Genomic DNA, 13309 nt, shown 5'->3' with positions numbered 1-13309 from the left:
CGCGGGGATTCCTACCGAACCGTAGCTCCTCGGCGGGTTGACGTTTCATTGGCTGCTGCCTCCTTGGCGGTGGTCTTACGCTTGCCTCCACGTCCGTTTAATGTCTCGGACTGCCCGCCCGCGACTAATATATTTATCGCTGCATTCTCGTCTCTATCATGTTTTGCACCACAGTTGAGACATTCCCACTCGCGAATTGATAAATCAAGTTTACCACCTTTAAACCCACAATTTGAGCAAACTTGGGATGTTGGCTCCCAACGACTAATTACTCTGAAATCGCGACCATATTTTTCTGCTTTTCCTTCTAGAAAAGTCCTGAATGTTCTCCAACCTAAATCTGAAATTGCTCTGGATAATTTCCGGTTCTTTACCATACCAGAAACGTTTAAATCTTCTAAAACAACTGTTTGGTTTTCACGAATTATTTTAGTAGATAATTTATGTAGAAAATCTGTCCTTGTATCTTTCAGTTTGGCATGGAACTTAGCAACTCTAATCCTTGCTTTTTCATACCTTTTTGACCCTTTAGTTTTATGAGATAATGACTTACTTAACTTTCTTAATTTCTTAATTCGTTTCTTCAGTGGCTTAGGAGCATCAACCTTTGTACCATCGCTCAATGTAGCAAAGGTAGAAATGCCTAAATCTATACCTACTGAATTATCAGTTTGAGGTAAGATTTCTGGTTGTATTTCTACGACAAAACTTAAGAAATATCTATGAGCTGAATCTTTGATTACTGTTACTGATGATGGAGTAGCAGGTAACTCTCTTGACCAAACTATTTTCAGCTTTCCAATCTTAGCTAAATAAACTTTATGTTGACCAACTTTAAATCCTCCCTTTGTAAACCTAGCAGTTTGCTTTGACTTTCTACTTTTAAATTTAGGAGGTTTAACAGGTTTACCTTTTCTCTGGCCTTTAGTCGATTTGAAAAAGTTTTGATAAGCTTGGTTTAAATCATTCAATGATTGCTGCAATGGTATAGCAGAAATCTCTGATAACCATTCTCTGCCTTCAGTCTTTTTAGCTTGAGTAATAAAAAGCTTTTGTAGTTCAGCATTAGTGGGTTTCTTTTCTCCTGAAGTATACTTTTCTTGGCAGCAAGCTAGACTATCATTCCACACCACACGGACACAACCAAATAGCTTTGCTAATCGGTATTTTTGTCCGAGTGTGGGATAGATACGATACTTAAATCTAGCTTTCATAATTTGACTATTAAACTAACAACATGATAACATATTTATTGAAATAAAATCAACTGCTAAAAAGTCGCCCTTGAAGGGCGAGGCTTTAAACCCAATTTTCTGGTAAAAAAATTTTTATTTTCAATATATATCTAATAGACATCTCGCGAAAACAGGGAATAGGGAGTAGGGGGAAAGAATTAATTATTTCTGTGCGATAATTTAATTTATTTTATTTTTTATCATCGGAGATGTCTAATAGTCTGAACTATTATTTCACAATGGTTTTGAAGTGCTTATCGCCCCTTGATCCTGATTAATCTTATTAATAAACCACATCGGCATTAACCCTATCCATTTTTCTTGAATCACCCCATTTTCTAAAAGAACCGCCGTGGGTACTACCTCTATATTCAATTTTCTATACAACCTTTTATCCACTGCGACAACAGGAAAATTCAAAAAATATCTATCTACAAAATTCTGCCCTGCTTGGATATTTTTAGTATCTATTAATCCCACTATTGCTGGTAAATCATCTTGCCATTGCACCAATTTCAACACACCCAACCAATGTTTACATTGAGAACATTCAATACTCATAAAAACCACAATTACAGATCCAGACATTAAAGATTTTGAATCTTCTCCTAACCATTCTATTTGCCATATTCGGTTTTCTTGTAATGGGGTAAAATCAATATAAGGACGACCATTTTCTTGCATATATTCTAGGGAGCCAGCAACTAGAGCATAGCTAGTTATAAAAGTTATTAATACTACTAGCCATTGCCAAAGAATAGTAGGCTGATATTTACCAAAAAATTCAGCGAATGTTAACAGAAAAATATAAATAGTATTTAGGATTAAACTTTGGGTAGGAGTAATTTCTAACCAACCGTTATAACAACCACAATCTTTAGTTTTACCAGTTGATGTACTCCAGTAGGTAAGCATTGATAAACCAAACAATAATAAAATACTTACAGGTATTATTAGAGTGGGAAAAACTCCTAAGATTAAACCAACTCCTAGAGCTGATTCAATTGCAGTAAAAGTTAGAGCAACAGGTATAATTAATTGAGAATTTACTAAATTAAGTGTAGTAATATATTGGATGAATTTCCAAGGTTCTATAACTTTAGCAATACCAGTCAAGAGGAGAATACTACCCACTATATTTGAGGATGTAGAAGCTAAAATAAATAACATCATATCAGTTATCAGCAATATCAGTTATCAGCAATATCAGTTATCAGTATTTTTTTGTAAAATAACTCAGCCATGGTATGAGATGAGATTACTGCCATTTTGCCAGTTAAAGTTTCCCCTAAAACTTATAATTTTATACCTTACCAGTATGATAATTCTTATGATTAATTATCAACTAACCATTTAGGATCTATGTAAAAATAAGTTGTACAAATTTTATCTTAAATTAATTGTAAAATCTAGCTTTCATCAAAAAAACTGTTCAGGTTATTTTTACACAAATCTTTGGCTATTAGCTGAGGGCTAATTCCTTACATTATAACAATAGTTTGGAGCTAAACAGTAATCAAAAATTATGTCTAAATCTCCAACAGAAGTAAATATTGAATCATCATCAAAAATATCAGAAAATGCAGGGTTAAAATTGGGAAGTACCAACTCCTGATATTAGTCATCTAATCACAGAAAATGATAGACCTGTGGCTCGCCTGATTTATGAAAAATAAGGGCGACTATTAACGTCTACTCTCTATAGTTATTTCCAGACAGATAAAGCATTTTTAGCTACTGCTAATGTGCCACTTTTTTTTGCTATTAAACAGCCTCATCTCGTACCAGATATTCTCCTAAGTTTAGAAATAGAAGTTGCTGAAGATTGGAGTCAAAAAAATAATCCTTCCTATTTTGTCTGGGAGTTCGGCAAATCCCCAAAGGTAGCAATTGAAATTGTTGATCATAAAATCGGAAATGAACTAGATAGTAAATTGCAAGATTATGCTCGTGCTGGAGTAGCTTATTATGTAGTTTTTGACCCACTTCATAAATTAGGTAAACTTATACTCCAAATGATAAATTTGCAGAAAAAAAATTATATTATTTTAGATAATTTATTTTTGTCACAAGTAGAGTTAAGATTAATAATTTGGTCGGGCAAATTAGAGGGTAAAGAATATAATTGCCTGCGGTGATGCGATAAGTCAGGTAGGATTTTATTAACAGGATACGAACAAGCACAAAAAGAAAGACAACGTGCCAAACGACTAGCATAAATTTTGAGGGAAAGAGGTATTAACCCAGATGAGCTTTGAGACCTAATTTATTAGCTAAATATTAGAGTTGTCGCTAAATATATGGAAAAAATCGCTCAAATTGAGATACAGCATCAATTCCAGACGTTTTTGATTAAGAATAGCTAAAATCCTTACATGACAATGGTTTGCCAGTTTTTTTTAGTTATAAAGCGACAAGTCTATTAAAGCAGGTTGTAGAATAAGCATCTTGTCCGTTCATTATATTTTCGGGTAGTTAGGATGCCTTCCCGAATTATATTTATTGCTTCACTCGTCTTAATATTGATAATTAATTCAACTATTGCGCTCTAGTTTTTAGATTTTAGATAAAGTGAGTGGCGATAGTGCTACGCACCACCACACCTTTTCCTGCGGAATGCTGCGCAAATATGTAGCGCAGCAAAACCCCTAAATTAATTTGATTAAAGTAGTGGACTGACACAGCTAAAACTGTGCATTAGAAAAATGACTTAATCTCTGATAAATTCAGACTTTTCCTAAAAATTTATTGCACCATTTAAGGCGTGTCAGTCTAGTAGGAGTTTAGTAACCAAACCCTTACAGATACAGAGGCATATTTTAGTCTTCTTTTAGTGTGGAAAATAGCTGTATCTTCTTGTCTATTCCCTGCTCCCTACTCCCTCATGCTAATTTTGATTATTTTCTGTTTGCTTTTTTAACTGTTGAAGCAGTTGTTCAAATTCTTGTTTAGATTTACCATATTCTACCCAATTATCTTGTCGTCTTGCTGCTTCAGTTTGACTATAAACTTCTACTATTGCATTAATCAACTCAGAAATATTTTCTGTTTCTGACGTTTTTTCTGTAACTTGAATTTCTTGTTTTTCGACTTCCCTACCAAAAATTGCTGCTAAAGATTGATTGAGAGTTTCTGCCATGACAACTTCTTTGTCATAAGCAACTATTACCCTTTTTAATTCTGGTAATTCTCCCTGTTCAGCTCTGAGGTAAATTGGTTCTACATACATTAATGATTCTTCTATAGGAATTACTAATAAATCTCCACGAATTACTTTGGAACCTTTCTGACTCCATAGAGTTAATTGTTGGGATATTTGAGGATTTTGGTCGATGCGAGCTTCGATTTGACTAGGACCATAAACTAACTTTTGTTTGGGGAATTCATATAACAATAATTCACCGTAATTTTCCCCATCTGATTGTGCTGCCATCCAGGCAATCATATTATCTTTATTAACTGGAGTAAATGGCAAAATCAAAACAAATTCCTCTTTGTTTTGTTCTGGTAACCGCATAATTAAATAGTAGGGTTCCATTAATTGTTTATTCTCTTCATAAATTTCTGTAGGAAACCTCCATAAATCTTCTTGATTGTAAAATAATTGTGGCTCGCTCATGTGGTATGACAAATACATTTGAGCTTGAATTTTAAATAGGTCTAAAGGATAGCGAAAATGTGCTTTAATATTGGCTGGAATTTCTGATTTTTCTGTGAATAATTCAGGAAATATTTTGCGGTAAGTATTTAGCACCGGATCATTTTCATCTACTACAAAAAATTTCATTGTGCCGTTGTAGGCATCAATCATAACTTTCACAGAATTCCGAATATAATTAACATTTCCTCTAGCAATCCGCTCAATATTACCTCTATTCAATATTGCCCTAGCATTATTACTCAAATAAAGTGGTTCGGAATAGGGATAGCGATCGCTAACTGTATAAGCATCTAATATCCATTGCATTTTTCCGTCAATCAGAGCAATATAAGGGTCATTATCAAATCTTAAAAAGGGTGCAACTTGTTCTACTCTTTCTTTTATCTCTCGATAGTAATGAATTTTTGAATTGTCAGTAAAGTAACCAGAAATTAAAATATTAATGCTACTTAAGTCATAAGCATAGGCAAGTTTTCGCCACAGAGAATTTATTGGAACTCCTCCCGTACCAGTATAGAAAGTAAAAGCATTTTCACCACTTCGTGGATAATCAAATTCTTCGGTACTCATGCCCGTAAAAATATGAGTATCGGTTTTTTCTCCATAGTAAATAGCTGGTTCCTCCACCTGAAGATTTACCTGAGAAACTGGGGGAATATCTTTGATAAATAACACAGGCAAACCATCTGGTTTAACTTCATTTACCGGATTCATTACTAACCCATAACCATGAGTATATTTTAAGTGTTTATTTACCCAAGTTTGTGCTTTTCTAGGAACTTGAGAATAAACCATTTCCCTAGGAGAAAGCATTACCTGTCTGTAATTTTCATCAATAGTGTAACGGTCAACATCTACATCATTAAATCGATAATAAAGTCGAATTTCTTGGAGTTGACGATAGGTGCTGAGTAGAGGTCGATAATCCCAAAGTCTAATGTTACGAACTGTAGCTTGATTCTTTTCTAATGTTTGACTATCTAATTCTGATTTAGCTGGAAAATTTTTGGTTTCTACATCATCTAAACCATAAGCTTCACGAGTAAATTTAATATTATTTGCTATGTAGGGTTTTTCCTTTTCCAGTTCGTTAGGATTGACTATAAATTTCTGCTGAAACCCAGGATATAAAACATTGAATAATCCAAAGAGAACTATATAAATAACCACCCCATAAGTCGGCAACAGAATATTATTTTTCCAGATAGAAAGTACACAAACTACTGCTAATAATAATGCCATTATTGCCATAACCCAATAGGCAAGAAGTTTTGCATGAACATCTGTATATCCAGCTCCAAAAACTACTCCATTAGAGTCAAAAAGTAATTCATAACGTTCTAACCAAAATCCTACTGCAACTAAAATCGTAATTCCAGCCACTAGCAGACTAATATGAGTTTTAATTGAACCTGTTAAGAAATTTTGCCATCTTCGCTGATTGGTAAATTTACCTTTCAAAGCATAAACTATAATAGCAATAACTAATCCACCAACAAGTAGGGTAAATAACCAATCTTTAATTCCTTCATATAAGGGTAATTTAAATAGATAAAAGCCTATATCACTTTGATAAATTGGGTCTTGAATCTCAAAATCTACAGCATTTAAGAATTTCAAAAAAGTCTCCCAAGCTGGATATGTAGTTGTTGCTGCACTTAAAGATATCAGCAGAATATTTATAATTACTATGGCTTTAGTGAAGATATTACTATAGGGAGCTAATTCAGTTCCTCTCAAAAAACTATATGAGTGATCGCTTGTCAATTTTTCAGCTATCCAATAATTACCCCAAAGAAACAAACCGTAAATAAAAAATGTACCCACCCAAAGAAATATTTGCCAACTTAATCTTGTCCAAAAAACATCAGCAAAATTAACAGCATTAAACCACCATACTTCAGTTAATAAATGAACTAAAGTTCGAGAAAGGGAAACAACAACTAAAAAAATTAAACTAAATGCAATTATTATAGAATTTTGTATTTTCATAATTTTCCATTGTTTTGTATTAAGAAGTCTATTATACTAGATCCGGTTTAGACAGAAGCTTTATGTATTAAAGTGCCAATCAAAGTAGGGGTTTGCTCTACAAACCTCTACATAGGACGAGCTATATTTCAATCTCAATTTCTTTTAAAAAAATAGCTGCATCTTCTTGTCTATTCCCTACTCCCTAATATTAAACATTCAAAGGTACTTTTAATAACCGGACTTAGTATTCAAACTTAAATACCCTCATAAATTGAAATTTCACTGTCGATGAAAGTAGGGGTTTGGTCTCCAAAACCCCTACAGAGGACAAGCTATATTTCAGTCTTAATTTCTTTTAAAAAAATAGCTACATCTTCTTGTCTATTCCCTACTCCCTACTCCCTAATATTAAATATTCATTGGTTCTCGAATAAACTTAACAAATAAATGTTTAAAAGTAGACCTGATTATCCGTGGAACACCAAAATCAATAGGTGTCTTAGTTGTTGGTAACTGCCAATTTTCTACCTCCACTTCAGCAGGCTGTAATAAAGGAAAATTAACCATCTTTAAATCAGAACAAAATCCCATTTCCTCAGCAACTGCTACTGTCGGAACTTCTGCTCGATTAACCTTTAAAATTTCTACAAATGTTTTGTCAAGAGCAAATACATCTGTAGATGCCCCCAAAATACCTACATTGCGAGGTTCTCCACCAATAGGACCATTTCCTTCGTGACCGATAATACTATCAATAATAGTCAAATCTGGATTAATTGCTTTTGCTGTTTCTACCAGCATTTTTCCAAAACGATGAGCATCTTTACCCGCCTCGAAATGCCACCAAGCTTTCATTTTTCCAGGCACACAACCAAATAAGTTTTTGACTCCCATTGTCATAGTTAGTTGAACGTGAGATTTAAGCTTAGGCAAATTAATTACTACATCTGCTGCCATTGCTTCTTTACTTAATAGTAAATGATTAAATTCTTGACTAACTATGTCGTAACGTTTGCCATGAAATTCAACTATTGGTAAATCAAAATCTTTTAACAAAGATAAATAACCATTTGCTTTCGCCACACCCATAGCACTACCAAAAGCAGGACTATCACCTAAAAAAGGTTTACCACCTGCTTCTTTTACCATTTTAGCTACACAATAAACTATTTCTCTTCTGGTTACACATTCTTTGGTTGGGCGAGAACCTGTGAGCAAATTTGGTTTAAGTAGAACACGATCACCTGGTTTGACAAAAGAATTAATTCCCCCTAATGGTTCTAAAAGATTCTCTATTAATTTTTCTAATTCATTAATTTTATAAGAATTAGCACGGATTAAACTGACATTAGACATAATTTTTTTTGACTAATTTAATTTATAAAACCATTCCAAAATGAGTATTTTGGGAGAGGGCTAATTTTGATTAGCCAATTATAGCAGTTTTCACTGGGGTAGACGAGAGTAGGGACGTTCTATGGAACCTCCCTACAAGGGTTTTTGTTATTATATTGTGTTCGGATAATCACTTATAATAAAGTTTTTGTTTGTAGTAGGGCTTCAGCCCTAACTGTAGATAATGCTGAAGCCCTACTATGAGCTTTAATGATAGTAACTATTTAAGTGAACATGATATTAGAAGTTTGTTCGGCTAGCTAACCGTTGAATGCTTATACCTAACTTTCTCCATAAACTCTACCACGCCATTTTGTCGGAGTTTTAATTGCAGATAAAAATATCCGTAAAACTGCCAAAGGATCTGCTAAAGGAGATAATAAAAATAACCAACTACCTTGAGCTTTACTAAACTCATAAGAGGGAGCAATACCTAATAACAAAGCAAACCTAATTAATAATAAAAATAAATTCAAACTAAATAATAAGAATTCGGCAGATAAAGAAATAGAAAGAGGTAAACTAAACAACAAATAACCCAATACTACAAACAAAGGCAAACCCTGAGTTACCGACAATAACCAAATATCGCTCCAAACTTGAACAGTAGGAGAAGCATCCTTCAGGTCAAGCGATCGCCCCCACTCCTGCCAAGTTTCCACCATCCCTTCATACATTCTCACTTGCAAAACCTGCGCTCCATCCAGAAATCCTACCTTAAACCCCTCAGCAGCAATATTCCTAGCCAGAGTCACATCATCACAAAAAGAACTCTTAGCACTAATGTAACCCCCCATCTTCGCCAACACCGAACGCCGACACAAAAAACACTGACCATTAGCCATAACTCTTTCTGGTGTTTGTGCCCCCGTACCAGTCGGTCCAAACCTATAGACTAAAGTTATTAATAAAGCAGGTTGTAGCCACAGTTCTCCTGGATATTTCAGGATAAACCGTGGCGACAGAGAAATCAAATCATAGCCTTCCACTTCAGCCTTTTTAACCAAACTAGCTACTAACCCTGGATTTGGTTGAGTATCTGCATCTACTCCCAAAAACCACTCACTCTTTGAGGAACTTGCCAAAAACCCTGTATGTAAAGCCCAAGGACGACCCACCCACCCAGGAGGTAAAGGGTCGTCCGTAATTAAGCGAAACCTAGGGTCTTTTTTTGCTTTACTCTTGACTAAATATTGAGTATCATCTGTCGAGTTACTATCAACTACAATTATCTCTCGCACTTCATAACTTTGCCGACTCAAACCCATTAAACAAGGAGTAATACGCTCTGCCTCATTGAGAGTTGGTACCACAACTGTCACCTTACCTAATAATTCTGGTGTAGGCGAGTCAGGTTTTAATGGTGGTTGGCGAGTCGGACCTTTAATGAGACGTGATAGTAAGATAGCTGTTGCTGGTAGTTGCAACATTAGCATGACAAAAAAAAAGACTTCAGGCATGATTTTGGGTTTTTTCAAGAAGGAAGAAGGTAAAGTATATCAGTCTATAGATCAATATAGTTCAGTTAAAAGTTTTGTCTGGCAGTTTTGTAATCTGAAGAGCAACTCTATACATTTCCAGACCTTATGAATTTTAGTCTTATATGAACCATATTTGATTAGGAATAAATATTAAAATTTGAAGTTTAGTAGAAGCTTGAAAAAACTATTACAACATTAGTAATTCCAGATTTTACCTAGAATTTTTCCTGGTTAGGTAAGGGGAAAATATAGGAAAATTAATAGTCAAGCTATTACTTATTACCTATTCCCCATTTCCTGTTCTCACCCATCAGACTTTTTTAGTAAGTCTTATTTAATCGCCATGTCTACCTTTTTACCAGATAGTTTTTCCCCATCGCTATTCACCACAACATTTTCTACAGACATATCCATCTGCCTTAATTTATTAGCTTCAGATATCCACCAGAAAATAATTGCTGGAACTATACCCAATAAGACACTCAAACCAACAGGTAATAAGAACCTATTATCCAGTGCAACTACAGTAATTGTTGCTCCAAAAGCAAAATTAACCAAATAAGTTATTAGTGGTAGATTTAATTGTTGACGAGACAATAAAATAGTTTTTTTACCCCAAAGTAAAGCAGCTACAGTCATATATATTGCACCTGTACCTACCCACCCCACTAAATTTCGGTAAGGCATTCCAAAGAAAGACCCTTCATCTTGAAATACCCAAAATGGAAATGGTGCCTGACTCATGGCCGGATCAAGGACTAGATCCCAAGCTGTGAGAAGTATTGCTCCTGTAGCAATCGCTGCTACATGACGTAACCAAGAACTAGAAGTATTTATCTGTAAACCGCAACGAGCCAGTAAATAACAAACAAATCCCATATAAAACCAAGATAAGGGAATTGTAAATGGTACTAGACCTGCAATTTTGTATCCCAATCCACTCAGATAAGCATAATCCCCAAAAGGAAATCCTGTGCTAGTACCCAATAGTTCGCTACTCAAAGATAGAAATACAGAAGGCAGCATAAAAGCCAAAGTTGTACCTATTCCTAAATTTCTAATCCCATATAGAGCAACTGCTAATGCTCCGAAGATAATGAAAGTTGCTCCTCCACCTGCCATACTCCATTGGAAGGCAGTTTGTCCTATGGGAGGTAAGCTGACAATAATTTCCGGATTCGGTAGAACTATTAAAAGACCTGCTAGGCCAAAAACTGTTGATAATATATGTGCAAGTAATAGATAGCGTTCGGCAATCATAAGTTGCTTCATAGAAGTCCTATTTTTGAGGTCAAAACTCAGTAATTTTCTGCTTTTATGTTTTTGGGAAAATAGTTCAAATCTACTCTGTGCATCAGCAGTAGAGATTTGGAACTATTTTTTCCTAGTGGGACTAATTTTTTCTTGAAACCAATTCCACAAAACACTATCTATATAGTTTACAAATCTTTACAAAAAAAGAACCAAAATAACTATATTTTCTTTGTTTATGTTTTTGAATTTCGTTTGATTTCTAACTCAGAGAGAAAAAAGAAAAAAACTGATAAAATTTTTTGCTTGAAATTCAGTTTTACTTAGTTACTTCAATATTATAAATATTAAAAGCCATGTAAAATATCATATTTTGCAGAAAATGTCAAAAAAATATATTTGCCTAAATAAACTAGACTTATGTAGAATCAACAGGATTTGCAAATAAAATGAAGGAAATTATATTAAGTAAACTTAGTTAAAATTATATTTAGTAGGAGATTAAGTGATTACAGAAATTTTAACAACAGGAATTATTTTTTTAGCCATACTTATAACTTTAAGCTGGTTAGCACTAGAATTACAATATCGTAATCGTCCAGGAAATGCCTTAGAATTAACCTCTGGAGATTGGAATTTAGCAGTTGCAGAATCAGAAAAATATCTATTAGTAGGTGAAATGGAATTATGCAACCGTACTAAAAGCCTTGAAATTATGGTGCCAGAAGTACAAGCAGAAGTAAAACTTCTATCTAGTGGAAGTTTAGAAGGAGTAAATTATCAAACTCAAATTATTCCTTTCCATGAAGATGCTCCAGCTAGACCCGATAACTATTGGTTTGCTTATATCGTAAAAGTAGGAAAAAAGACGAAACTAAAAATATCAATTGATATTCAAGGTAATAATTTAGAGCAACTAAAATCAGCTTGGATTAAAGTACATTATGTCACTTATGGGCCTGGTGGTCGAGTTCCCAAAGTAAAAAATATTATAGTCCCCTTAAAATTTCCCGACCCTAATACTACGCCAAATCAGCGAGAATCGACAAATGCAAAAGTATTTCCCATTCGGACTCACCTATTAACTCAGCTAGACGATCCGATAGAAATTATTAAACGTTATGTAGTTCCTCATGCTCAAACAGGGGACATTGTTACAATAGGTGAAACACCCCTAGCTCTAATACAAGGTCGTTTTCGTCACCCTACAGATGTTAAACCAGGATGGGTTGCCAAACGTATTTGTTATTTCTTTCTGCCTACTTCAAGTTTGGCCACAGCTTGTGGTATGCAAACTCTAATAGATATCGTAGGACCAATAAGAGTATTAATAGCTTTTTTTGCAGGCTCCATCGCCAAAATATTAGGAAAACCCGGAATGTTTTACCAATTTGCTGGAGAACAAGCCAGACTAATAGATGATGTGACTGGAACTTTACCTCCTTATGACCAATTTATAGTTTTAGGTCCAGAAAATCCTCAGCAAGTAGTAGAAAAAATACAACAAGCAACAGGTCTGGGTGCAGCAATAGTAGACGTTAACGACTTAAAAGCAGTTAAAATATTAGCAGCAACTTCTAAAGTATCTCCTTCTTTACTTGAGGAAGCTTTGATAAGTAATCCCGCAGGAAATGCTGATGAGCAAACTCCTGTAGTTCTAATTCGGCCATTGTTATCATAAAACAGACAATTGATGACAATTTGAGACTCCATCAAAAACAATAGTTGTTTTTATCTCCCGTTATCATTTCTGATTTAATGGGAGAGGAAAACATCTAGTAAAAAATGGCTTTCTTCTGATTATAAATTTAAGTTTAATTTAATTAGTTTTAGTTTAGAGGATAAGTTAGTTATTAGTCTAATGCCTATAGAAAATATTAAAAATATGGTTGATGTTAATGTATATCTCAAATAGTTTTTAACTACTGATACTTATGAAAATTCTCCTGTTCCACAATTTTATCCTAGAGTTACATTCTTATTAGCTGGAAAACTCAAGGAAAGTATCTAGAAAAAAAAAATTGCTCTCAGAACTGGCATAAGCAACATGAAGATAATATCTACTACATCAAAAAAAATCTAGATAAATGGAAAAATTTAACTTGCATTATAGCTCATAAATTAGTTAATTAATTTGATTTGATTGTAGTTGAGGAATTACATATTATCGGTAAGCCAAGCAATACTAAACTATCAAAATGATGCATTTATCTATGTGGGTTGAGATGCATTTATAAAAAAACTTGAAACAGTAGAGGTTAAACATTCTTCTCATCTGGTAAAAGTTAGCCTTAATACATAGAATTATAATA

At 34.1% G+C, this 13309-nt stretch carries 7 protein-coding genes and 1 pseudogene; 2 read left to right on the top strand and 6 right to left on the bottom strand.

What is annotated here, in order from left to right; translation table 11 throughout:
* Window positions 1-11: 11 nt before the first annotated feature.
* Entirely contained in the window at window positions 12-1214 is a 1203-nt protein-coding gene (locus ACP6PL_RS11815) for an RNA-guided endonuclease InsQ/TnpB family protein (protein ID WP_426545455.1), read from the bottom strand.
* 255 nt (window positions 1215-1469) lie between these two features.
* The gene (locus ACP6PL_RS11810) at window positions 1470-2408 is read right to left on the bottom strand and encodes a TlpA family protein disulfide reductase (RefSeq protein WP_426545454.1); all 939 of its coding nucleotides are present in this window, start codon (window positions 2406-2408) and stop codon (window positions 1470-1472) included.
* Window positions 2409-2929: 521 nt separating this feature from the next.
* On the opposite strand from ACP6PL_RS11810, the pseudogene ACP6PL_RS11805 reads away from it, so the two are divergent.
* Window positions 2930-3373: pseudogene (locus tag ACP6PL_RS11805) on the top strand (Uma2 family endonuclease); the annotation flags it as partial.
* A 749-nt stretch (window positions 3374-4122) separates the two neighbouring features.
* Here the strand turns inward: ACP6PL_RS11805 and ACP6PL_RS11800 are convergent.
* From ACP6PL_RS11800 to cruF, 4 genes are all read right to left on the bottom strand, one after another.
* On the bottom strand, window positions 4123-6888 hold the full coding sequence (locus tag ACP6PL_RS11800) for a UPF0182 family membrane protein (RefSeq protein ID WP_426545453.1): 2766 nt from the start codon (window positions 6886-6888) through the stop codon (window positions 4123-4125).
* 390 nt (window positions 6889-7278) lie between these two features.
* A complete protein-coding gene (locus tag ACP6PL_RS11795) occupies window positions 7279-8226 on the bottom strand; it encodes an Npun_F2552 family protein (RefSeq protein WP_426545452.1) in 948 nt (315 codons plus the stop codon).
* A 320-nt stretch (window positions 8227-8546) separates the two neighbouring features.
* The gene (cruG, locus tag ACP6PL_RS11790; protein WP_426545451.1) at window positions 8547-9725 is read right to left on the bottom strand and encodes a 2'-O-glycosyltransferase CruG; all 1179 of its coding nucleotides are present in this window, start codon (window positions 9723-9725) and stop codon (window positions 8547-8549) included.
* Between the two features lie 351 nt (window positions 9726-10076).
* A complete protein-coding gene (gene cruF, locus ACP6PL_RS11785) occupies window positions 10077-11018 on the bottom strand; it encodes a gamma-carotene 1'-hydroxylase CruF (RefSeq protein WP_426545450.1) in 942 nt (313 codons plus the stop codon).
* Window positions 11019-11505: 487 nt separating this feature from the next.
* Here cruF and ACP6PL_RS11780 point away from each other — a divergent pair, with 487 nt between their 5' ends.
* Entirely contained in the window at window positions 11506-12678 is a 1173-nt protein-coding gene (locus ACP6PL_RS11780; protein ID WP_426545456.1) for a F420-0:Gamma-glutamyl ligase, read from the top strand.
* Window positions 12679-13309: the final 631 nt, after the last annotated feature.

This window comes from Dapis purpurea BLCC-M126 (assembly GCF_050015975.1).
Taxonomy (GTDB): domain Bacteria; phylum Cyanobacteriota; class Cyanobacteriia; order Cyanobacteriales; family Microcoleaceae; genus Trichodesmium.
This window is presented reverse-complemented; position numbering and strand designations above follow the sequence as displayed.